The sequence below is a fragment of the Herbiconiux moechotypicola genome (assembly GCF_024979255.1).
Classification (GTDB): Bacteria; Actinomycetota; Actinomycetes; order Actinomycetales; family Microbacteriaceae; genus Herbiconiux; species Herbiconiux moechotypicola.
Window position 1 is genome coordinate 157,259 of record NZ_JANLCN010000009.1, and the last position, 21,311, is coordinate 178,569.

Consider the following 21,311-nt stretch of genomic DNA (forward strand, 5'->3'; position numbering starts at 1 on the left):
CCGCTCCATGCTGTCACACTCGCTGGGAGTTTTCCCGGCAACCGTCGAGAAGAGGGCCGATCGGCTCGGCTACTCTGAAGCTCATGGACCCCCGCATCCTCGTCGTCGACGACGACACGGCGCTCGCCGAGATGATCGGCATCGTGCTGCGCGCCGAGGGCTTCGAGCCGCTGTTCTGCGCCGACGGGGCCGAGGCGCTCGCCGCCTTCCGCGACGCCAAGCCCGACCTCGTGCTGCTCGATCTCATGCTCCCCGGCCTCGACGGCATCGAGGTGTGCGGTCTCATCCGCGCCGAGTCGGGTACGCCCATCATCATGCTCACCGCGCGCACCGACACCGCCGACGTCGTGAAGGGTCTCGAGTCGGGGGCCGACGACTACGTGGTGAAGCCCTTCAACCCGAAGGAGCTCGTGGCGCGCATCCGCACCCGTCTGCGCCCGGCGCCCGAGAACACACCGGAGCTGCTGCAGATCGGCGACCTCCACCTCGACGTGGCCGGTCACGAGGTGCGCCGGGGCGCCGAGCGCATCAACCTCACGCCGCTCGAGTTCGACCTGCTGCTCGCCCTGGCCTCCAAGCCGCAGCAGGTGTTCACCCGCGAGATGCTGCTCGAGCAGGTGTGGGGCTACCACTACAAGGCCGACACCCGGCTGGTGAACGTGCACGTGCAGCGCCTGCGCGCCAAGGTGGAGGAAGACCCCGACAACCCGAAGATCGTCACCACGGTGCGCGGCGTCGGCTACCGCGCCGGTTCGGCGTGATCGGCGGCCGGGAGCGATGAGCGGTCCGCCGCCGAGCCGGGCCGGCGAGTCGGCCGCCGGATTCTGGCGGGGCTGGCGCGGCTGGCCGTCGCGACTGGCCCACGTCTGGCGGAGCTCCCTCCAGTTCCGCACGGTCGTCATCACCGTCGCGCTCTCGGCGCTCGCCGTGGTCGTCACCGGCACCTACATGTCGATCAGCATCGGCAACGACCTCTTCCAGTCACGGCTCAATCAGGTGCTGGTGGAGTCGAAGAACGCCGCGACGGCGGCGCAGACCATCTTCGACTCGGCCGACGCCAGTGGTGAGGCGTCCACCATCTCGCTGCTCAGCTCCGCGAAGTCGGCGATCATCGCCTCGTCGTCGAGCCGGCTGATCGCCGTCTACGCCACACCGGGTGCCACCTCCACGTCGACGACCGTGCTCTCGTTCGCCAGTCCCGAACTGGCGGCGGAGGGCGTCATCACGCCCGAACTGCGCGCGGAGGTGGCCGCCGACCCCGGCAGCTCCCAGCAGTACTGGCAGTCGGTGTCGCTCGCCACCGAGTCGGGGGGCAGCGCGCCGGGCATCGTGGTGGGGTCGCCGCTCACCATCCCGGGTGCGGGGTCGTTCGAGCTCTACATCGGCTACAACCTCGCCGAGGCCGAGCAGACCCTGGTGTTCGTGCAGCAGACGCTGTGGCTGGGCGGGCTGGCGCTGGTGATCCTCATCGGGCTCGTGGCGTGGCTCGTGGTGCGGCTCGTGGTGCAGCCGATCCGGATGGCGGCCGAGACGAGCGAGCGGCTCGCCGCCGGCCAGCTGGAGGTGCGCATCCCCGAGAAGGGGGAGGACGTCATCGCCACGCTCGCCCGCTCGTTCAACGGGATGGCCGACAGCATGCAGTCGCAGATCACGCAGCTGGCCGAGCTCTCGCAGGTGCAGCAGCGCTTCGTCTCCGACGTCTCGCACGAGCTGCGCACCCCGCTCACCACGATCCGGCTCGCGGGCGACGTGCTCTACGACCAGCGCGACACCTTCCCGGCCGCCACCGGCCGCACCGCCGAGCTGCTGCACACGCAGACCGAGCGCTTCGAGCTTCTGCTGGCAGACCTCCTCGAGATCAGCCGCTTCGACGCCGGCTCCGCCCAGCTCGACACCGAGCCCACCAACCTCGTGCGTCTGGCCGAGGACGCCCTGGAGCAGATCCGCTCCCTCGCCGACGCCGCGGGCAGCGATCTCAGGCTGGTGGCGCCCGGGGGCTACTTCGAGGCCGACGTCGACGGCCGCCGCATCCGCCGCATCTTGCGCAACCTGCTCGGCAACGCCATCGAGCACGGCGAGGGCCGGCCGATCGTGGTGAGCGTCGACAGCGACGAGCGCTCGGTCGCGCTCTCGGTGCGCGACTACGGCATCGGGATGAGCGAGACCGACGCGGAGAGAGTGTTCGACCGGTTCTGGCGGGCCGATCCCTCCCGCAAGCGCACGATCGGCGGAACCGGCCTCGGGCTCGCCATCTCGCTCGAAGACGCTGCGCTGCACGGCGGCGCGCTCGAGGTGTGGTCGCGGCCCGGTGCCGGCAGCTGCTTCCGGCTCACGCTGCCGCGCGAGCGCGGCGGGAGCATCGGCGGGTCTCCCCTGCCCCTCGAACCCGACGACGCCTTCGGGCCGGCGCCGGCGGTGGCCGAGCTGCGCCCGCCGTCGGCGGCGCCCACGGGCGGAGGAGGTGGGGATCGTGGCTGACGGCACCCGGTCGACGGCGGGCCGAGCCACGCGCATCCTGGCCCGTCGTGTGGTGGCGGTGGCCGCCGTGCTCGCGGCGGCGGTGGCGCTCGCCGCGTGCAGCGGCATCCCTCGTTCCGGCCCGGTGCAGGCGGGCGACGTCATCGGCACCGACGACGACATCGACGTCATCTTCCTCGCCGCCGACCCGGTGCCGGGTGCCGGCCAGCAGGAGATCCTCAACGGCTTCATCCAGGCGGCGAAGAGTCCGCAGGACGACTACGCCATCGCGCGCCGCTACCTCACCAGCGACGCCGCGCAGAACTGGCGGCCGAACGCCGAGACGACGGTCGACACCGGTACGAGGCCGACCGTCACCGAGAACGACACCTCCATCCGGATGGGAATCACGCCGGTGGCGACGGTCGACGCGAACGGCAGCTACTCCGCGAGCCTCTCCAACGCGCCGTCGAGCCTGTCCTTCACCTTCGCGACGGTGGACGGCGAGTGGCGCATCAGCGGTCTGGCCGACGGCATCGTCATCGAGGACGTCTTCTTCGACCAGGTGTTCTCCTCCCACGCGCTCTACTTCTACGACCCCACGTTCACCTATCTCGTGCCCGACCTGCGCTGGTTCCCCACCACGACGGCCGTGGGCACCCGGGTGGTGAAGGCGCTGCTCGACGGCCCCACCTCGTGGCTCGGCGACGGCGCTGTGGTCACGGCCTTCCCCGACGGCACCACCACTCCCGCCGTGGTCACCTCGGGCGGACAGACGCAGGTGGAGCTCTCGTCGAACGTGCTGCAGGCGGATGCGCGCGACTTGCAGCGCATGCAGTTCCAGTTGAGCGAGAGTCTCCGCGACCTCGCCTCGGTGTCGTCGGTGACCATCACCGTCGACCAGAACGTGGTGCAGATCCCGGGCACGTCGGCGGCGGCTCCCGACGCCGACCCGAGGGTGGATGCGCGTGCCCTGGTGCTGCGCGACGGCGGTTTCGGCTACCTGAGCGGCTCCACGGTCGTGCCGATCGACGGGGTGAGCGACGCCGTGGAGGGGCTGCAGCCCACGGCGGCCGCCTGGTCGGCGACCTCGGGCACCGCGGCGGTGCGCGGCGGCAACGGCGCGGTGTACGCGGTGCGCTCGACGTCCGGCGGCGCGGCGACCGCCTCGCTCGTCGACCAGCGCGGCGACGCGATCGCCCCCGCGGTCGATCCCTGGGGCTTCGTGTGGTCGGTGCCGGGCGACCAGCCGACGGCGCTCACCGCGACGGGAGCCGACGACGTGGGCATCGCCGTGCCCACGAGCTGGGACGGCGCGACGGGCATCACCTCCTTCGAGATCTCGCGCGACGGCACGCGCGCCGTCGCGTTCCTCTCGGTCGACGGGGTGCCGAAGCTCGTGGTGGCCGCCGTCATCCGCAACCAGGACGGTGTGCCGGAGCGCCTCGGGCAGACGGTCGAGCTGACGACGCCTGGTGGCACCGCCCTCGACGCCACCTGGGCCGATCAGTTCAGCGTGGCCGCCCTCACGGCCCTGCCGACGGGGGAGACGAGGGTGGTGGCGCAGGAGCTCGGTGGCCGGTCGAGTCCGATGGGGTCGCCCGCCGACGGCCTCGGCGTGGCGGGAGGCAACGACCTCGACGGGCTGCGGGTGCGCGCGGCCGACGGCGGTCTGCTGCAGCAGCAGGGGAGTGCGTGGCAGTCCGCCGCGACCGGGGTCTCGGTGCTCGCCGTGCAGAACTGAAGCCGAGAAGCACTCCTCCTGCACAATCGCGAGGCATCGCACGCTTCTCCCCAGAAGTCGTCGATCGGCGAGCGGGATGCGGCCGGGCTGTCGACCATCTCCGCATGAGTTCTCCTTCCGTCGCGGTCACCACCTCCTGGATGCGCGAGGCCGTCGGTCTCGTGGCGCCCCTCTGCTGCGCCATCTGCGGCAGCCCCGACACCTCGGTCTGCGCGCGGTGCAGACCGCTCCTGCGTCCGCGGGTGGTCGGGGTCGAGCTGTCGGTCCCGCTCGGCGGGCCGCCCGTCGTGGCGGCCCTGGTCTATGCCGGTCCCGTGGCCTCGCTCCTGGCGGCGGCGAAGGAGCACGGGAGGGTCGACGCCCTCCGCGCGGCGGCGCCGGCGCTCGCGTGCGCCGTGCGCGCCCTCGCGCCCGACCCCTCCGCGGTCCGCCTCGTGGCCATGCCCTCCGCGGCTCGTGCCCGGCGCCGCCGCGGCTTCGGTGCCGTGGAGGAGCTGTTGCGCGCCGGGGGTCTCCGGCCGGCGAGGTCGGGGTTGTCGCTGCGGCGCGACGTCGACGACCAGGCGGGGCTCTCGGCCGAGGCCAGGAGGCTCAACCTGGAGGGCGCCATGGTCGCCTCGGCGAGGCTGCGGGGGCACCGCGTGCTGCTCGTCGACGACGTGGTGACCACCGGTTCGACCCTGGTCGAGGCGGCCAGGGCGGCGCGGGCCGCGGGCGCGCTCGTAGTGGGTGCGGCGTGTCTGGCATACGCGGTGAAGCGCCGGGTGAGCACTCGGTGACCTGCAAGGAAATGTCGAGCGAATCCGTGGGTGACATCCCGGGGAGCGACGGGGTAGCGTGAACGACACAAGGCGCGAAGGATCCCGCCTCGGCCGGATCCGACGTCACACACCGATGGCTAGGAGGTCTCCATGGACGTGAACATCACCGGAAGAAACCTAGGGATCACCGATCGATTTCGCGAGTACGCGAACGAGAAGGCAGACAAGGTCGCGCACCTCGCCGACAAGGCCCTCGTGCTCGAGGTGAAGGTCAGCCGCCACAGCTCGGCGACGGGCGCTCAGAGCGGCGACGACCGCGTCGAACTCACCCTCATCGGCCCGGGCCCCCTCGTCCGCGCCGAGAGCGCGGCGGCCGACAAGTACGCGGCCTTCGATCTCGCGATCGCCAAGCTCATGCAGCGCGTGCGCCGCGCCAAAGACCGTCGCAAGGTGCACCGCGGCCAGCACCGGCCCGTCTCCCTGCACGAGGCCAGCACGGGCGGTTTCAGCCTCATCGACGTCCAGCCTGCCGACGTCGGCGCGCTGACCGGCTCGACTCTGCCGGCGGCCGAGGCGCCGTCCGGTTCGGCCGCGGAGGAAGAGGCCGAAGAGGCCTACTGCCCGGTGGTCATCCGCACGAAGGTGTTCGGTGCGGCGCCGATGACGGTCGACGACGCGCTCTACCACATGGAGCTGGTGGGACATGACTTCTATCTGTTCATCGACGCCGAGTCGGGTCGCCCGAGCGTGGTGTACCGCCGCAAGGGCTGGGACTACGGGGTGATCGCGCTCGACGAGAGCGCGGCCGCGTTCGCTGAGCTCGAGCTCGAGACCACCGGTTCGGCGGCTCGCTGAGCAGGGCACGGAGCTCTCCCACCGCACTCGGCGGATGCCCCGCCGACGCTCAGGCACGAGCAACTAGTATTGCTATCGCCTGTGCGCACGCGCAGGCACGATTGCAGTGGGAGACTCCGTGGCCTCAGTACTCGAAAAGGTCCTTCGTGTCGGTGAGGGCCGCACCCTTCGCAGGCTCCAGAACTACGCCAAGGCCATCAACGCCCTCGAAGAGGACTTCCAGGCCCTGAGCGACGAGGAGCTCCGCGACGAGACGCCACGGCTGCGCGAGCGCTACGAGTCGGGGGAGAGTCTCGACCACCTGCTCCCCGAGGCGTTCGCGGCGGTGCGCGAGGCCGCGTCCCGCACGCTGGGGCTCCGGCACTTCGACGTGCAGCTCATGGGTGGTGCCGCCCTCCATCTCGGCAACATCGCCGAGATGAAGACCGGTGAGGGCAAGACCCTCGTCGCCACCACGGCCGCCTATCTGAACGCCATCGCGGGCAAGGGCGTCCACGTCATCACGGTCAACGACTTCCTCGCCGGCTACCAGAGCGAGCTCATGGGCCGCGTCTTCCGTGCACTCGGAATGACCACCGGCTGCATCCTGGCCGGCCAGACCCCCGCGGAGCGCCGCACCCAGTACGCGGCCGACATCACCTACGGCACGAACAACGAGTTCGGCTTCGACTACCTGCGTGACAACATGGCGTGGCAGGCCTCCGACATGGTGCAGCGCGGCCACTTCTTCGCCATCGTCGACGAGGTCGACTCCATCCTCATCGACGAGGCCCGCACCCCGCTCATCATCTCGGGACCCGCCTCGGGCGAGGCGAACCGCTGGTTCAACGAGTTCGCCCAGCTGGCCAAGAAGCTCGTGGCCGAAGAAGACTACGAGGTCGACGAGAAGAAGCGCACCGTGGGCGTGCTCGAGCCGGGCATCGAGAAGGTCGAAGACTATCTCGGCATCGACAACCTCTACGAGTCGGCGAACACCCCTCTCATCTCGTTCCTGAACAACGCCATCAAGGCGAAGGCGCTGTTCAAGAAAGACAAGGACTACGTCGTGCTGAACGGCGAGGTGCTGATCGTCGACGAGCACACCGGCCGCATCCTTGCCGGGCGCCGGTACAACGAGGGCATCCATCAGGCGATCGAGGCCAAGGAGGGTGTGGCGGTCAAGGCCGAGAACCAGACGCTCGCCACCGTCACCCTGCAGAACTACTTCCGCCTCTACGAGAAGCTCTCCGGCATGACCGGTACCGCCGAGACAGAGGCCGCCGAGTTCATGAGCACCTACAAGCTCGGTGTGGTGGCCATCCCCACCAACCGGCCGATGCAGCGCATCGACCAGCCCGACCTCGTCTACAAGAACGAGCAGGCCAAGTTCGACCAGGTGGTCGAAGACATCGTGGAGCGTCACGAGAAGGGCCAGCCGGTGCTCGTCGGCACCACGAGCGTGGAGAAGAGCGAGTACCTCTCGCGGCTACTGGCCAAGCGCGGTGTGCGGCACGAGGTGCTGAACGCCAAGAACCACGCCCGGGAGGCAGCCATCGTGGCCCAGGCGGGGCGCTACGGCTCCGTCACCGTCGCCACCAACATGGCCGGCCGCGGCACCGACATCATGCTCGGCGGCAACGCCGAGTTCCTCGCGGTGGCCGAGATGAACAACCGCGGCCTCAGCCCGGTGGAGACCCCCGACGAGTACGAGGCCGCGTGGGACGAGGTGTTCGCCGAGCGCAAGGCCGAGGTCGACACCGAGGCCGAGCGGGTGATCGAGGCCGGGGGCCTCTACGTGCTCGGCACCGAACGCCACGAGTCCCGCCGCATCGACAACCAGTTGCGCGGTCGTTCCGGCCGTCAGGGCGACCCGGGTGAGAGCCGCTTCTACCTCTCGCTCACCGACGACCTCATGCGGCTGTTCAACGCGGGCGCGGCCGAGAGCCTGATGGGCCGCTCGAGCGTGCCCGACGACCTCGCGATCGAGTCGAAGGTGGTGTCGCGCGCCATCCGCAGCGCCCAGTCCCAGGTCGAGGGGCGCAACGCCGAGATCCGCAAGAACGTGCTGAAGTACGACGATGTCCTCAACCGTCAGCGCGAGGCGATCTACAGCGACCGCCGGCACATCCTCGAGGGCGACAACCTGCAAGACCGCGCCCAGAAGTTCCTCGACGACGTGGTGGAGGCGGTCATCGCCGACCACGCGGCCACGGGCAACGGCGACGAGTGGGACTTCGACGCGCTGTGGGCCGAGCTCAAGACGCTGTACCCCATCTCGATCTCGGTCGACGAGGTCGTGGCCGAGGCGGGCAGCAAGGGCCGGGTGAGTCGCGACTTCATCACCAACGAGGTGCTCTCGGATGCGCGACTGGCCTACCAGCGCCGTGAGGAGACGCTCGGCGAGGCGGCGATGCGGGAGCTCGAGCGCCGGGTGGTGCTCTCGGTCATCGACCGCCGCTGGCGCGACCACCTCTACGAGATGGACTACCTCAAAGACGGCATCGGGCTGCGCGCGATGGCGCAGCGCGACCCGCTCGTGGAGTACCAGCGTGAGGGATTCGCGCTGTTCCAGTCGATGATGGGCCAGATCCGCGAGGAGACCGTCGGCTTCCTCTTCAACCTCGAGGTCGAGGTCAACTCCGCCCCGAGCGCGGTCGGCGGACCCACGGTCGAGGCCAAGGGTCTCGGGCAGCCGACCGCCGCCCCCGAGCGGCTGAGCTTCTCGGCTCCGAGCGACTCCGGGGGTGTGGAGGTGCGCAACCAGCGGGGCCAGATCGAGCAGGCCGCCACCGCCCGCGCGCAGCAGGCCGAGGAGCAGACCTCCCCCGTGTCGAGCACCTTCTCGCGCGGAGGCACCCCGCAGCAGTCCGGTCGGCAGGCGGCCGGAGGCGGCACCCGGTCTTCGGGCGGCGCACGCCCGGCGGGCGGGTCGGGTTCAGGTGCTTCGGGCTCCGGTTCAGGTTCGGGTACCTCGGGTGCCGCCGGCGGCGATGCCGCCCCGAGTGCCGCCCCGGTGAACCGCGCGCAGCGCCGCGCCCAGGGCAAGAAGAAGCGCTGACCTCGGCCGCGCCCGCGTTCTGACCACGCCCCTGGGGGCGAGTGGGCAGAACGCAGGCGGGCCGGCGGGGGAGGTTCAGAGCACGTGCACCGCGCTCGCCCTCCAGCGCTGGTCGAGCGCTTCGAGCCGGATCGCGACGGCCCGGGCTCGTGCCCGCCCGTGCACGATGACGACCGCCTCCACCACATCCGGTTCGGGGCGCCCGAGCACGGTGCTCCCCATCTTGAAGACCGGGCGGCTGGGACTGGCGGTGAGCGACTGCCGCGCGCGTCTCGCGAGCACGACGCGCTTCATGAGGTGCGCGTGGGCGTCGGTGCTCAGCCAGCGCGCGATCTGATCGAGTTCGCGCAGACCTGCGAGGATCTCCACCACGCAGCGCGCCAGGGCTTCCACCAGGGGGCGTGGGTCGGGGAGCTCCCGCGGCGACGAGGTGCGGCCCGCGGCCTCGGTGTCGAACCGGGCGGCGTCGTCAGGAGGGGCGGCGGTCCCGGGTGCGAGGTCGTCCGGCGGCGGTGAGGGGTGGCGGGCCGGAGGTGCGGCCGCACGGCCGGCCGGAGCGATGCGTCTGGCCGAAGGCCGGGCGGGCGCGGGAGCCAGGAGGGAGGGTGATGACTGCATGGAACTCCTTCGGTGCCACGTGAGCCCCGCTTGAGGTAAGCATTGCTCAACTACATTCCGTGGGCAGTCACTCAACCAGTGTCGACGACAGCTTGTCCAGCAGCGTTTGTGCCCTGTGGAATCCGCCGAGGGTCGATCACAGCCGACGGTCACTGAGTGGAAACTGCTCATACCGCCCGCGCGCTCGTCGATGATGGAATCTCTCCTGGATGTCAGAGATGTCCGGTCACCCCTCGTCCCCCGACCTGTCGCCGGGGTGGCCGGATCCAGCCGCTCCCGTGGCCGCTTCGTAGGGAAACGCGGTCACGGGAGCCTGCGGATGAGGGCGGTTAGGCTAGTCGGGTGTCCACACTCAGCGACCTCGTCACCACCCACGGCAGCTCCACCGAAGCCGACATCGAGTGGCTGCACCTCCTCGTCAGCGACTGCCAGCTCCTCGCCGACCTGGCCTTCGCCGACATCGTGCTGTGGGTCCCCACGAGTGACGGCACCTTCATCGCGGTCGCGCACTCGCGTCCGTCGAGCTCGGCGACACTCTTCTACCGCGACTTCGTCGGCCAGACCATCAAGCCGGAGTGGCGCAAGCAGGTCACCGACGCCTTCGAGAGCGGTCAGATCGTCGACACCGCCGCGCCGGACTGGTACGAGGAGACGCCCACCCGCGTGCGCGCCGTCCCCGTCATGCGGCGTGTCTCGGTCTCCGAGCAGATCACGACCGACCGTCCCATCGCGGTCATCACCCGGCACACGAACCTCAGCGAGGCCCGCACCCCCAGCCGGCAGGAGCTCACCTTCAACGAGTGCGCCAACGACCTGTTCGCCATGATCGCGGCGGGCGACTTCCCCGATCTCGGCGCCCCCACCGGTCCTCGCCGGGGCGCCCCGCGCGCATCCGACGGTCTCATCAGGCTCGACGTCGACGGTGTCGTCACCTTCGCCAGCCCCAACGGACTCTCGGCGTTCAACCGGATGGGTTTCGCCGGCGAGCTCGAGGGGCAGTCGCTCGCCGAAGTCACGACGGGGCTCCTCAGCGGGCGTCTCATCGTCGACGAGTCGTTGCCGCTGGTCGTCACCGGCCGCGCGCCCTGGCGCACCGACATTGAGGCGCGCGGGGTGACGGTCTCGCTCCGGGCGATCCCGTTGCGCACCCGGGGCCACCGTTTCGGTGCCATCGTGCTGAGCCGCGACGTCACGGAGCTGCGTCATCAGGAGCGCGAGCTCATCACGAAAGACGCCACCATCCGCGAGATCCACCACCGGGTGAAGAACAACCTGCAGACGGTGGCGTCGCTGCTGCGCATCCAGGCCAGGCGCACCCACTCCGACGAGGCCCGCGAGGCGCTCACCCAGGCGATGCGCCGGGTCGCCGCGATCGCGGTGGTGCATGACACCCTGTCGGAGGGCCTCAACCAGCGGGTCGACTTCGACACCGTGTTCGACCGGGTGCTGCTGCTCGTGGCCGAGGTGGCCTCTGCGCACAACACCACCGTGCATCCGAAGTCGTCAGGCAGTTTCGGCGTGCTGCCGAGCGAGTACGCCACACCGCTGGCGCTGGCGCTCACCGAGCTCGTCACGAACGCCGTCGAGCACGGGCTGGCCGGTCAGGAGGGCGAGGTCGAGATCGTGGCCACCCGGTCGGAGGAGACCCTCACGGTCGAGGTGCGCGACAGCGGAACCGGTCTGCCCGAGGGCAAGGTGGGTTCGGGTCTCGGCACGCAGATCGTGCGCACCCTCATCCAGGGTGAGCTGGGCGGCACGATCGACTGGCACACGATGGTGGGCAGTGGAACGGTCGTGACGATCGAGATCCCGTTGCGCTGGGTGAAGAAGGCCTAGCGGAACACGAGGTCAGGAGGCGCGGCGCGCCCTTGCGGCGCGCCGCTTCAAAGCGCGGCGCTCGTCTTCGCTGAGGCCGCCCCACACGCCCGAGTCCTGACCGGTCTCGAGGGCGTACTGGAGGCAGATCTCGGTGACGGAGCAGCGCGAGCAGACGGCCTTCGCCTTGTCGATCTGGTCGACCGCCGGGCCGGTGTTGCCGACGGGGAAGAACAGCTCGGGGTCTGCGGTCAGGCAGGCGGCTTTGTCGCGCCAATCCATAGCGGGAGCTCCTTATGTTGCCAGGGTGCTTCGGTCGAGACGTCGACCTAAAGGATTCGGGTGAAGGTCAATGGCACGGTGGACGCTGCAATCAGAGGAGATTGCACCCGCTCACGTCACTGTGAGCCACATTGACCTCGAATATGCTCGCATACTGGTATACGCAAATCAAGGCTTTTGTATGGAGTACGGCCGTGGCTGATCAGGTGAACGACGCATCGACATCCGGTGAACCTTCGGGGCCGGGCGGTGCCCCACGCGGGCCCAGACCGGTGCTGTTGAGCGTTCTCGCCGCGATCGTCGGGGCCGAGGCGCTGGTGATGGCCGGCGTGGTGGTGTGGCTCCTGCTCGAGCTTCTCACGAACCAGCAGTCGTCGTTCGAGACCGCGGCCGCCATCGTCGTGCTGGCCGCGATCGCGGCGGTGTTCCTGGCGTTCGTCGCGGTCAATCTGCTGCGCGCCCAGCCGTGGACGCGGGCGGCGACGCTCACCTGGCAGATCCTCCAGGTCGTCATCGCCATCGGCTGCTTCCAGGGACTCGTGGAGCCGGCCGGAGCGGGCTGGTACCTGCTGCTCTCGGCGTTGGCCTGCCTGCTCCTGCTGTTCACCCCGCCGGTGGTGGCGGCCACCCGGCGGGTCTGAACGACGGCAGCTGTCAGGCGTCGATGCCGAGCTTCTTGCGCAGCGACGCCACGTGGCCGGTGGCCTTGACGTTGTAGAGCGCCAGGGTCACGACGCCCTCCTCGTCGATCACGAAGGTCGAGCGCAGCACCCCGACCACGGTCTTGCCGTAGAGCTTCTTCTCGCCCCATGCCGCGTAGAGTTCGTGCACCGCGCTGTCGGGGTCGGAGAGCAGTGTGAAGTTCAGCCCCTGATCGTCGACGAACCCTTTGAGCTTCGCCGGTGCGTCCCGCGACACGCCGAGCACCGTGTAGCCGGCGCTCTTCAGCGAGTTGAGGTTGTCGCGGAAGTCGCAGGCCTCCGTGGTGCACCCGGGCGTGCCGGCTTCGGGGTAGAAGTAGACGATCACCTTCTGGCCGCGCAGCCCCGAGAGGGTCACCTCGGCGCCGTCTTGGTCGAGGAGCGTGAAATCGGGGGCGGTGTCGCCGGCCTGGATGCGTGCGGTCGTCTCGGTCATGCCTCCAGTATCGCGCAGCCCGCTGAGCAGCAATTGCTCATCACGCCCCTGGTCGCCCGCACCCGACACTGATCCCATGACCCGCTCCCTACACCGTCTTGCGGCCCTCGCCGGGGCCGCCGTCCTGGTCCCCCTCCTCACTTCGTGCGCCCTGCTCCCGTCACCTGAGGGAGACCCCGGTGGCGACGCCGAGGCCACCGGCCCGGGCGTGGCTGACGTGTTCGTGCTCGTCGAGGGCGACTGCTTCGACGACTCGGAGTCCGGAGTGGTCGAAGACGTGCTGCAGCTCGACTGCGGCGAGCCCCACGACTACGAGGTGTACGAGTCGTTCACGCTCGGCACCGGCTCCTTCGACGAGGCGTTCCCCGGCAAGGCCGAGGTGGTCTCGAGTGCCGACGAGGGCTGCATCGCCGCGTTCGAGCCATTCGTCGGCATCGGGTACGAGAGCTCGATCTACGAGATCACCCACCTCGTGCCCACCGTCGAGTCCTGGTCGAACGCCTCCGATCGCGAGGTGCTCTGCCTCGTGCACGACCCCTCCGGAAAGACCACAGGCACCCTCGCCGGAGCCGGGATCTGATCGGTTCGCGAACACGCTCCGAGCATGCTAACGTTGACGACTGGCTCGCAGAGAGCCACGCACCTCTAGCTCAATCGGCAGAGCAACTGACTCTTAATCAGTGGGTTCAGGGTTCAAGTCCCTGGGGGTGCACCAGTGAACGGCCCGGGTCAGCGACTCCGGGCCGTTTTTCGTCGGCGGCCGCCTCGGTCACGCCGAGAGGGCGACCACGCCGATGAGGGCGAACCAGGGGATGAAGCCGAGGTAGATCACACGCTCGAACAGCCCGAAGAGTGACGGGCGGCGCGCCACGATCCCCGCGAGAAGCCCCGCGGCCCCCACGGCTGCCACGATGCCGAACACGGTCGACCACGTCGCGGCAGCGGCGAACCCCTCGTCGTGCAGCAGGCCGCCGGCCACGAAGGCCGCCGCGGTCACTGCCGCGAAGTTGAGGATGGCGAGTACGTTGTGCGTGCGCCCCCTCGTCGTCGCGGGTGAGCCGGGTGCGTCCATCGGCAGCAGGGGCATCAGGATGCGTGCGAGCGTGAACACCCCGAGCAGGAGGTCGGCGATGATCGCGGCCGCTCCCGCCAGCGCGGTGAGCACGAGGATCGCGCCGATGCCCGCGAGGATCGAGAACGCCGTCGACACCACGATCACGGGGCGGGATCGCGTGAGGTGGTACTGGCTCACCGGATCCCCCGATTCGCCGTGTCGTGTCTGCCGTGCGCCCTAGTGGGCGGGCGGTTCGAGTTCCGGTGCCCCGCCCCGGATCAGCTCCGAGGTGGCGAGCACCGTGAGCACCGCACCGATCGCCGCGAACGCGAACGCGATCACAGCGACCCAGTCCATCGTCACGTCGAAGACCCCGAGCGCCGCGAGCGAGGCGATCGGCTCCGTGTCGATGAGCAGCGTGGCGACGACGGCGATGACGACGTCGAGCACGAACAGCGCGGCACCGATGACGTACGCGACGCGCAGTGCGACGACGAGGCGCGCGGCGGTCGTGTTCACACCCCCACGATACGGGTCCGACTACGTAATTCGCGATCGACCACTACGTAAACCTGCTCCGAAGCCTCGTTGAGTAGTCGATCGCTGAGTAAACCTACTCATACCCAATCCGGTTCGCGGCTCTCTCACGGCGAACCACCTCCCGCACGAGAAAGGGCATCGCAGCCCATGATCACGATTCCGAGCACCACCGTCACCGGCGCATCCCGCCGTCTCCACGGCCGCAGCAGGTCGTTCTCCCGGGCGCTCGCCGTGCTCGGCGCTACGGCCGGCACCCGACCCGTCCTCCTCGTCACGGGGCCCGCGGGCGTCGGCCGTACGGCCTTCCTCGACGCCCTCGTGGCCGAGATCACCCGCACCCGCAGTGTCATCGAGGTGCGGGGGCGCTCCGAGCTCTCCGAGGTACCGCTCGGCGCCCTGGCGCCGCTGCTGGCCGAGCTCGCGCCACACGTCGAGTCGGCCGCAGACCCCATCGTCGCCTTTCACCGTGCCGCCGCAGAGCCCGGCACGGTGATCGTGGTCGACGATGCCGACCTGCTCGACAGCTCGAGCGCCTGTGTGCTCGAACAGGCCGTCCTGTCCGGCGTCGCCCCGGTCGTCCTCTCGGTCGTCCAGCGCGAGGAGATCGCGGGGCGGAGGGCGGCCGCCGCGCGCCTCGACCGCCTCGCCACCACGACCATCGAGCTCGCGCCGCTGAGCTCCACCGACGCCTTCGCGCTGGTGAAAGACGAACTCGGGCCGGCCGCGGGCGCGTTGGCCGCCGAGGAGATGCATCGGCTCTCGTGCGGCAGCACACGAACCCTGATGGCGCTGGTCGACGCCGCGTCGGGAGCGGGCGACCTGCGTGAGCAGTCCGCCGCGTGGCGCTCGTCGTGGCCCTACTTGTCGGCAGAGCTCGTCGCCTCGCTGCCGGTCGACCCGCTCGAGACCGACCCGCTCGTCGAAGACCTCCTCCGGCTCCTCGCCGTGGCCGGTGAGGTCCCCGTCGAACAGGCGGGCACGGCCGGAGCCTCCGAGCGAGCCACCGCGCGCGCCGAAGCGGCGGGGCTGGTCTCCACCCGTCGGGCCGACGGCCGCGTGTGGGTGACTCCCGCGCATCCGCTCTACGCACCGGTGGTGCTCACCAGCGTCTCCGACCTGCTGCGACCCGGTTTCTGCGCGGCCGGAGCCGACATGCTCGACGGCTACCCGCAGCACCGGGTGCGCCGGGCGGTGCTGCAGCTCGCGGCAGGTCAGCGCGTGGAACCGGCCCTGCTCATCCGCCTGGCCCGCGGCGAGCTCGCTGAGCAGCGGTACACGACCGCCATCACCCTGGGCGAGCACGCCGTGGCCGGCGCCGGCGACGATCTCGAGCTCCGCGCCACGGGGGAGTTCGTCGTCGCCCAGTCGCTGTCGCAGATCGGTGACCTCGAGGGCGCGACCCGCCGTTTCGGGGCCGCGTGGGATGCACTGGGAGACGACGAGGTGATCGACGAGGAGTTCGTGCTCGCACTGGCCGTGGCCGAGGGCAACCATCTGGCGTTCCGCACCCGGCACCCTGAGCGGGCGCTCGACCGGGCCGAGTGGGTGCTCGGCAGGCTGCAGGGCGAGGAGCACCGCTCGGCCCTGGCGGCGGAGCGCATCAAGTGGCGGGTGATGGCAGGGGTCGGCGGGAGCACCGAGCTGCACGCCCTCGCCGCTCGGGGCGAGGTGGAGACGCCGGGCGACCTCAACCTCCTCATCGTCACGGCGTCGCTGCAGACCATGAACGGCGACCTGGAGCTGGCCGAGAAGGCGGTCGAGCGCGGACTCACCGCGGCAGACCGCTTTCGCGACGAGCTGCCCAACGCGCGCGACCTGCTGCAGCTCTCGAGAGTGCTGGTGCTGGCGTTCACCGGGCGGCTGCCCGAGGCCAAGCGGGAGGCTCGGACAGAGCTGGCCGCCTCCGAGCGCTCCAATCCGAGCGCGCGCGGCCTGTGGCGCTTCGCCCTGGCTCTCATCGAGCTGCACGCGGGCTCACCCGCCCGGGCCTGGTCGTTGGTCTCCGACGGGCGGCGAGATCTGGTCTGGCGCGACATCGCCGGGTTGCTGCCCGCGGCCGACGCGCTCTCCGCCGCCGTCGCGGCACGCACGGGCCGCTTCGCGATCGCGCGCAGCTGGCTCGACCAGACCGCGAGCTGCGAGCTGCGCGATCCGAAGGCGCAGTTGTACGCCGCCCTCGCCCGGGCCTGGGTCTCCGCCTCCACGGGCCGGCCCGGGCAGGCCGTGCGCACGCTCGCCCCGGCGGTCGCCCGCGCGGCCGACGACGGCCACCGCTATCTCGCGGCACTCGTCGCCTACGAGGGTGTGCGCATCGATCCGGGCATCGGGTCCGCGGTCATGCTCCCGCATCTCACAGCCGCGAGCGGTGCCTTTCCGCTCCACCTCGCACACGCGCAGGCGGTGGCGGGCCGGGGCGACGTGCTGGGCGCCGCGAAGCACCTCGCCGACGCCTCGCTGCTGGGCCCCGCGATCGACGCGGCGCGCTGGGTGGCCGAGGCCTCGGCCGCCGACCCCGTGAGGGAGAGCCGCGCGCGGAGGCTCGCCGACTCGTGGACCGTGCGCGCCGGCGTCGCGATCCTGCCGCACCGCCGGCCCACGCAGCCCACGGTCACCCCGCTCACCGACCGCGAGTGGCAGCTCGCCTCCGGGGCCGCCTCGCATCGCACGAGCGCCGAGCTGGCCACCGAGTACGGCATCTCGGTGCGCACGGTCGACAACCACCTCTCGCGCATCTACCGCAAGCTCGGCATCAGCGGCCGTCGTGAGCTCGCCGCCGAGCTGGGCGGGCTCCAGGTCGAGAGTCCCTTTGGGTAGCAACTACTCATAACGCCACGAGTGGGATGCGCGGGAGACTGACTCCGGCAACGCGCCAGACCCTCGCATCAGCGGGAGCATCGCCAGTGCCCGGTCCACTCGTCAGTTCCGGGCGGTGTCTCCCGTGCGGAGGTCTCAGGGGTGGGGGCGACCTTCGGGTGGCCGCCCTCACCCCTTCTGCTCGTCTCGGCCCCTTCCTCCGTCGCGGCCGCCCCGGTGCCGATACTGTGAGAGACATGACCCAACGAGTCGACACCCTCCTCATCTTCGGCGCCAGCGGCGACCTCACCGCCCGACTCCTGCTCCCGGGCCTCGGGCAGCTCCTCACCGCGCAGCCGGAGCGACGACTCCAGCTCATCGGTGCGGGCGGCGTGAGCTGGACCGACGAGCAGTGGCGCGAGGTCGTGCGTACCTCGTTCGGCGACTGCGACGCCGAGGGTCCGGCCGTCGAGGCCGTGCTCGCCTCCACCCGGTACGTCGAGGCCGACGTCACCGACCACGACCAGCTCGAGAAGCTGCTCGGCATGGCCACGGGCACTCCCGCCATCTACTTCGCGCTCCCGCCCGCGGTCGCGGCCGCGGTGGTCACGACGCTGCAGACCGTCGACTTCCCCTCCGATCTCATCCTCGCCCTCGAGAAGCCCTTCGGCATGGACGTGCCGAGCGCCGAGAAGCTCAACGCCGAGCTCGCGAAGCTCGTGCCCGAGAACCAGGTTCACCGCGTCGACCACTTCCTCGGGCGGTCGACGGTGTTCAACATCCTCGGCCTCCGCTTCGCCAACCGCATCTTCGAGCCGGTCTGGAACTCCGACCACATCGCCTCCATCGACATCGTCTACGACGAGCAGCTCGGGCTCGAGGGCCGCGCCGGCTACTACGACAAGGCGGGCGCGCTGGTCGACATGATCCAGAGCCACCTCCTCCAGGTGATGGCCGTGCTCGCCATGGAGCCACCGTCGACTCTCGGGGCCGACGACCTCCGAGACGCCAAGGAGATCGTGCTCCGGGCCACGAACATCCGCGGCGGTGACCCGCTCGCCTCGAGTCGGCGCGCCCGCTACACGGCGGGCACGATCGACGGTCGCCAGCTGCCGTCGTACGTCGACGAGAAGGGGGTCGACCCGGCGCGCGAGACCGAGACGCTCGCCGAGGTCACCCTCGAGATCGCCACCTGGCGCTGGTCGGGCGTGCCCATCACGCTCCGCTCGGGCAAGGCGCTGGGCGAGCGGCGGCGCGAGATCGTCATCACCTTCAAGCCGGCCCGGCACATCCCGACCGGCCTGATCGGGGTGAGCAGCCCGACCGTGCTCAGGCTGTTCGTCGCACCCGACGCCATGTCGCTCGAGATCGACATCAACGGCCCGGGCGACCCCTACGAGCTCGAGCGGGCGAGCCTCGACGCCACCTTCGGCGACGGCCAGCTCCTGGCCTACCGCGAGGTGCTCGCGGGCATCCTCGACGGCGACCCCTCGCTCAGCGTGCGGGGCGACTCCGCCGTCGAGGGCTGGCGCATCCTCGCCCCTGTGATCGAGGCCTGGCGGGCCGACCGGGTGCCGCTCGACGATTACCCCGCGGGCAGCTCGGGCCCCGAGAGCTGGACGCCGATCGGCTGAGAGACCGGCCGCGCCGGAGGGGTCCGGTCGCGTCAGATGGCGATGGGGGGCAGAGCGCGCTCGCCCTTGGCGGCGACGGCCGCCTCCACCTCGGCGTGGTGGGCCACGAGCGAACGCAGGGCGTCGTCGTCGAGCGGTTCCGGCGCGACGGCAGGACGCTCGGCGACCGCGCCCGAGACGGCGCGTGCCAGCTCCCTCGGCACCACCACGGCCTCCACCGGGGCCAGGGGAGCGGTGAACGGGAACACGCCGGCCGCGCGCTGAGGACGCCCGGGCATCCGGTGGGCCGCCGCCGCCGCCGCAGCCGCTGCCGGGGCCGTCGACGGCGCTGCCGGCGCAGCCGCCGCGCGGCCCGGCGACGCCACGGCGCCGCCCGCGGTCGTCAGCACCACACCGTGCTCGGCCAGGTTCGCCACGATGTCGTGCGCCACCGAGCGTGCCAGCGAGGTGTGGAAGATGTCGTCGGTGTCGGAGGAGCTCCGCCGCGTGATGGCGAACGACCCGAGGGGCCCGAAGTTCTCCATGAGGGTCTGGCTCACCAGCTCGTACAGCCGCTCGGGGGTCACCGTGTTCTCGCGCGCCGCCTTGGCCCGCCGTCGCCACCCGATCATGCCACCACGTCCTCTCGCCGCACCGCGCCCGCACGCTGTGATGAACAGTGTGCGTCCTGAGTGTTTCCTCCGGGCGAACGACACGCCGGGCGTGTCGGCCCGAAAGGCTGATTAGGGTGGGATTTCGCATGCCGGGGTGCGCCTCGGCCCGCGTGGCCGTCGCGCCTCCGGTCCGTCCTCAGCCGAGAAAGGACCTCATGCCCGCCGAACGAACCTGGATCGCCCTCGCGATCGCCGCGGCCCTCGCCCTCGTGCTCGCCCTGGCGGTCACGGCCGTCGTGGCCCTCGCGCTCCGTCTCACCGCGAGACGCCGGCACTGGCCGCAGCGCCTCATCGCGCGTTCGCGCATCCCGTTCCGTCTCTTCCTGGCCGTCGTGCTCCTCTGGGCTGCGGTGGCGGCGACCCTGCCCGCCACCGAGTGGCTCGCAGCAGTCAATCAGTCGTTCCTCATCGTGAGCATCGCCGTCGGCGCGTGGCTCGCGTGCACGCTGGCGCTCTTCCTCGAAGACGTCGCGCTCGCCCGCTACAGCATCGACCGGCCAGACAACCGGGTGGCCAGACGGATGCGCACCCAGGTGCTCATCCTGCGCCGCCTCGGCATGGCGGTCATCGTCGTCATCGCCTTCGGAGCCATCCTGCTCACCTTCCCCGGTGCCCAGGCGGTCGGCACGAGCGTGCTGGCCTCGGCCGGCCTGGTGTCGATCGTCGCCGGCCTGGCCGCGCAGTCCACGCTCTCGAACGTGTTCGCGGGCATGCAGATCGCCTTCAGCGACGCCATCCGCGTCGACGACGTGGTGATCGTCGAGAACGAGTGGGGGCGCATCGAGGAGATCACGCTCACCTACGTGGTGGTGCACATCTGGGACGATCGGCGGATGGTGCTGCCGAGCACCTACTTCACCTCGCAGCCGTTCCAGAACTGGACCAGGCGCAACTCCGAGCTGCTCGGCTCGGTGGAGTTCGACCTCGACTGGAGGGTCACCCCGGCGCAGATGCGCGAGGAGCTCGAGCGCATCCTCACGCGCACCGAGCTGTGGGACCACAGGGTGTCGGTGCTGCAGGTGACGGATGCGGTGGGCGGCTACGTGCGGGTGCGCATCCTGGTCACGGCGGTCGACGCACCCACCCTGTTCGACCTGCGCTGCTTCATCCGCGAGGAGATGATCGCGTGGCTCTACCGCACCAGCCCGCAGTCGATCCCGCGCGCCCGGGTGAGCCTGGTCGAGCAGGAGCGCGACATCTCGAGCGCGGGCGACCACGCCGACGATTCCGGGCTGTTCCACGGCGGCACGGATGCGGAGGGCCGGGCGAGCATGTTCACGGGGCCCATTCGCACGGCGGCTATTCCTCCTGAGGAGCAGACTTCGGCTTGAGCGGGGAGCGCGGGGGAGCGGTCTCCTCCGGCGGGGCGGCCACGGTGGGCGGGGCGGCCGGTGGCGCCCCCTCCGACGCCGGCCCGGCGTCCGTACCCGCCGCGGGCGGCGTCCCCACGGGCCGCACCGGCCAGCTGAACCGCGCCGAGTCGCCGTTCTGCTCGAGATAGAGCTGCGCCGCCCGCGTGCCGAACCACAGGAAGCGCACGAGCAGGATGAGCACGCCCACCACCACGGCGAACGCCAGCGCGGCGGCCAGCAGCGAGAACACGCTGCCCAGCACGCCGACGATCACGGAGAGCGGTCCGCCGCCGGTGTGGAACATCAGGACTCCTCGAGCTCGCGGGCGTCTTCGTCCTGCTCCATCACGCTGCCGATGGCGAGCGCGACCGTGATGCCCCAGCTCACCCACATCAGCACGAGGCGCCAGTCACGCGGGCCCTTGCGGGTGGTCTGGATCACCGAGAACGCTCCGATGACCGAGCTGATGATGCTGGTGTTGAGGATGTACTTGCGCATGGCCGCTGCCCTCTCAGGTCGTTGGCACCACGCTACCGCGAGCGGGCCCCTGGTAGACTGGCCCACGGAGATCCGGCCCCG

The 21,311-nt window shown here is 70.7% G+C and carries 20 protein-coding genes and 1 tRNA gene; 13 read left to right on the forward strand and 8 right to left on the reverse strand.

Annotated elements, in window-relative coordinates; all coding sequences use genetic code 11:
* Positions 1-83 precede the first annotated feature (83 nt).
* The 6 genes from mtrA to secA all read left to right on the forward strand — a co-directional run bounded on the left by mtrA (position 84) and on the right by secA (position 8,854).
* The gene (gene mtrA, locus N1031_RS14875) at positions 84-761 is read left to right on the forward strand and encodes an MtrAB system response regulator MtrA (protein ID WP_259480490.1); all 678 of its coding nucleotides are present in this window, start codon (positions 84-86) and stop codon (positions 759-761) included.
* 16 nt (positions 762-777) lie between these two features.
* Positions 778-2,478 carry an MtrAB system histidine kinase MtrB gene (gene mtrB, locus N1031_RS14880; RefSeq protein ID WP_259480491.1) on the forward strand — a complete coding sequence of 567 codons (1,701 nt, stop codon included), beginning with the start codon at positions 778-780 and terminating at the stop codon, positions 2,476-2,478.
* Positions 2,471-4,201, forward strand: a complete 1,731-nt coding sequence (locus N1031_RS14885) for an LpqB family beta-propeller domain-containing protein (RefSeq protein ID WP_259480492.1) — start codon at positions 2,471-2,473, stop codon at positions 4,199-4,201. The genes mtrB and N1031_RS14885 overlap by 8 nt, the downstream gene beginning before the upstream one ends.
* 104 nt (positions 4,202-4,305) lie before the next feature.
* Positions 4,306-4,980: a ComF family protein gene (locus N1031_RS14890; RefSeq protein WP_259480493.1), complete on the forward strand. Its 675-nt coding sequence runs from the start codon at positions 4,306-4,308 to the stop codon at positions 4,978-4,980.
* A gap of 132 nt (positions 4,981-5,112) precedes the next feature.
* Complete coding sequence (gene hpf, locus N1031_RS14895) at positions 5,113-5,817, forward strand: ribosome hibernation-promoting factor, HPF/YfiA family (protein ID WP_259480494.1); 705 nt, start codon at positions 5,113-5,115, stop codon at positions 5,815-5,817.
* Between the two features lie 118 nt (positions 5,818-5,935).
* Entirely contained in the window at positions 5,936-8,854 is a 2,919-nt protein-coding gene (gene secA, locus N1031_RS14900) for a preprotein translocase subunit SecA (protein ID WP_259480495.1), read from the forward strand.
* A 75-nt stretch (positions 8,855-8,929) separates the two neighbouring features.
* Here the strand turns inward: secA and N1031_RS14905 are convergent, their stop codons facing one another.
* Positions 8,930-9,472 carry an Rv3235 family protein gene (locus tag N1031_RS14905; protein WP_259480496.1) on the reverse strand — a complete coding sequence of 181 codons (543 nt, stop codon included), beginning with the start codon at positions 9,470-9,472 and terminating at the stop codon, positions 8,930-8,932.
* A 342-nt stretch (positions 9,473-9,814) separates the two neighbouring features.
* Here N1031_RS14905 and N1031_RS14910 point away from each other — a divergent pair, with 342 nt between their 5' ends.
* The gene (locus tag N1031_RS14910) at positions 9,815-11,308 is read left to right on the forward strand and encodes a sensor histidine kinase (protein ID WP_259480497.1); all 1,494 of its coding nucleotides are present in this window, start codon (positions 9,815-9,817) and stop codon (positions 11,306-11,308) included.
* A gap of 12 nt (positions 11,309-11,320) precedes the next feature.
* Here the strand turns inward: N1031_RS14910 and N1031_RS14915 are convergent, their stop codons facing one another.
* Positions 11,321-11,569, reverse strand: coding sequence for a WhiB family transcriptional regulator (locus tag N1031_RS14915; protein WP_136641661.1), 249 nt, complete (start codon positions 11,567-11,569; stop codon positions 11,321-11,323).
* A 278-nt stretch (positions 11,570-11,847) separates the two neighbouring features.
* Between N1031_RS14915 and N1031_RS14920 the strand changes: the two genes are divergently transcribed.
* Positions 11,848-12,210, forward strand: coding sequence for a hypothetical protein (locus N1031_RS14920; protein WP_259480498.1), 363 nt, complete (start codon positions 11,848-11,850; stop codon positions 12,208-12,210).
* A 13-nt stretch (positions 12,211-12,223) separates the two neighbouring features.
* Here the strand turns inward: N1031_RS14920 and bcp are convergent, their stop codons facing one another.
* Positions 12,224-12,706, reverse strand: a complete 483-nt coding sequence (gene bcp, locus N1031_RS14925; RefSeq protein WP_259480499.1) for a thioredoxin-dependent thiol peroxidase — start codon at positions 12,704-12,706, stop codon at positions 12,224-12,226.
* A gap of 76 nt (positions 12,707-12,782) precedes the next feature.
* Between bcp and N1031_RS14930 the strand changes: the two genes are divergently transcribed.
* Positions 12,783-13,286, forward strand: coding sequence for a septum formation family protein (locus N1031_RS14930; protein ID WP_259480500.1), 504 nt, complete (start codon positions 12,783-12,785; stop codon positions 13,284-13,286).
* A gap of 59 nt (positions 13,287-13,345) precedes the next feature.
* Positions 13,346-13,421: transfer RNA gene (locus N1031_RS14935), tRNA-Lys, on the forward strand.
* Positions 13,422-13,475: 54 nt separating this feature from the next.
* Here the strand turns inward: N1031_RS14935 and N1031_RS14940 are convergent.
* Both N1031_RS14940 and N1031_RS14945 read right to left on the reverse strand, forming a co-directional pair.
* The gene (locus N1031_RS14940) at positions 13,476-13,958 is read right to left on the reverse strand and encodes a DUF998 domain-containing protein (RefSeq protein ID WP_259480501.1); all 483 of its coding nucleotides are present in this window, start codon (positions 13,956-13,958) and stop codon (positions 13,476-13,478) included.
* A 39-nt stretch (positions 13,959-13,997) separates the two neighbouring features.
* A complete protein-coding gene (locus N1031_RS14945; RefSeq protein ID WP_259480502.1) occupies positions 13,998-14,279 on the reverse strand; it encodes a hypothetical protein in 282 nt (93 codons plus the stop codon).
* A 168-nt stretch (positions 14,280-14,447) separates the two neighbouring features.
* On the opposite strand from N1031_RS14945, the gene N1031_RS14950 reads away from it, so the two are divergent.
* Together N1031_RS14950 and N1031_RS14955 are read left to right on the forward strand one after the other, a co-directional pair.
* Positions 14,448-17,114, forward strand: a complete 2,667-nt coding sequence (locus N1031_RS14950; protein ID WP_259480503.1) for a LuxR C-terminal-related transcriptional regulator — start codon at positions 14,448-14,450, stop codon at positions 17,112-17,114.
* A gap of 236 nt (positions 17,115-17,350) precedes the next feature.
* A complete protein-coding gene (locus N1031_RS14955) occupies positions 17,351-18,727 on the forward strand; it encodes a glucose-6-phosphate dehydrogenase (protein ID WP_259480504.1) in 1,377 nt (458 codons plus the stop codon).
* 32 nt (positions 18,728-18,759) lie between these two features.
* Here N1031_RS14955 and N1031_RS14960 read toward each other — a convergent pair whose 3' ends face one another.
* Positions 18,760-19,338, reverse strand: coding sequence for a hypothetical protein (locus N1031_RS14960; protein ID WP_259480505.1), 579 nt, complete (start codon positions 19,336-19,338; stop codon positions 18,760-18,762).
* A 197-nt stretch (positions 19,339-19,535) separates the two neighbouring features.
* Between N1031_RS14960 and N1031_RS14965 the strand changes: the two genes are divergently transcribed.
* Positions 19,536-20,711: a mechanosensitive ion channel family protein gene (locus N1031_RS14965; protein WP_259480507.1), complete on the forward strand. Its 1,176-nt coding sequence runs from the start codon at positions 19,536-19,538 to the stop codon at positions 20,709-20,711.
* On the opposite strand, the gene N1031_RS14970 is transcribed toward N1031_RS14965, so the two are convergent.
* Together N1031_RS14970 and N1031_RS14975 are read right to left on the reverse strand one after the other, a co-directional pair.
* A complete protein-coding gene (locus N1031_RS14970; protein ID WP_259480509.1) occupies positions 20,680-21,036 on the reverse strand; it encodes a hypothetical protein in 357 nt (118 codons plus the stop codon). The genes N1031_RS14965 and N1031_RS14970 overlap by 32 nt on opposite strands.
* Complete coding sequence (locus N1031_RS14975; protein ID WP_259480510.1) at positions 21,036-21,230, reverse strand: hypothetical protein; 195 nt, start codon at positions 21,228-21,230, stop codon at positions 21,036-21,038. Before N1031_RS14975 ends, N1031_RS14970 begins: the two co-directional genes overlap by 1 nt.
* Between the last annotated feature and the right edge of the window lie 81 nt (positions 21,231-21,311).

What these genes read in the sequence shown, in the direction of transcription:
- mtrA (WP_259480490.1), top strand. Translation starts at nt 84, where the DNA reads ATGGACCCCCGCATCCTCGTCGTCGACGACGACACGGCGCTCGCCGAG.
- mtrB (WP_259480491.1), top strand. Translation starts at nt 778, where the DNA reads ATGAGCGGTCCGCCGCCGAGCCGGGCCGGCGAGTCGGCCGCCGGATTC.
- N1031_RS14890 (WP_259480493.1), top strand. Translation starts at nt 4,306, where the DNA reads ATGAGTTCTCCTTCCGTCGCGGTCACCACCTCCTGGATGCGCGAGGCC.
- hpf (WP_259480494.1), top strand. Translation starts at nt 5,113, where the DNA reads ATGGACGTGAACATCACCGGAAGAAACCTAGGGATCACCGATCGATTT.
- N1031_RS14905 (WP_259480496.1), bottom strand. Translation starts at nt 9,472, where the DNA reads ATGCAGTCATCACCCTCCCTCCTGGCTCCCGCGCCCGCCCGGCCTTCG.
- N1031_RS14915 (WP_136641661.1), bottom strand. Translation starts at nt 11,569, where the DNA reads ATGGATTGGCGCGACAAAGCCGCCTGCCTGACCGCAGACCCCGAGCTG.
- bcp (WP_259480499.1), bottom strand. Translation starts at nt 12,706, where the DNA reads ATGACCGAGACGACCGCACGCATCCAGGCCGGCGACACCGCCCCCGAT.
- N1031_RS14930 (WP_259480500.1), top strand. Translation starts at nt 12,783, where the DNA reads ATGACCCGCTCCCTACACCGTCTTGCGGCCCTCGCCGGGGCCGCCGTC.
- N1031_RS14950 (WP_259480503.1), top strand. Translation starts at nt 14,448, where the DNA reads ATGATCACGATTCCGAGCACCACCGTCACCGGCGCATCCCGCCGTCTC.
- N1031_RS14955 (WP_259480504.1), top strand. Translation starts at nt 17,351, where the DNA reads ATGACCCAACGAGTCGACACCCTCCTCATCTTCGGCGCCAGCGGCGAC.
- N1031_RS14960 (WP_259480505.1), bottom strand. Translation starts at nt 19,338, where the DNA reads ATGATCGGGTGGCGACGGCGGGCCAAGGCGGCGCGCGAGAACACGGTG.
- N1031_RS14965 (WP_259480507.1), top strand. Translation starts at nt 19,536, where the DNA reads ATGCCCGCCGAACGAACCTGGATCGCCCTCGCGATCGCCGCGGCCCTC.
- N1031_RS14970 (WP_259480509.1), bottom strand. Translation starts at nt 21,036, where the DNA reads ATGTTCCACACCGGCGGCGGACCGCTCTCCGTGATCGTCGGCGTGCTG.
- N1031_RS14975 (WP_259480510.1), bottom strand. Translation starts at nt 21,230, where the DNA reads ATGCGCAAGTACATCCTCAACACCAGCATCATCAGCTCGGTCATCGGA.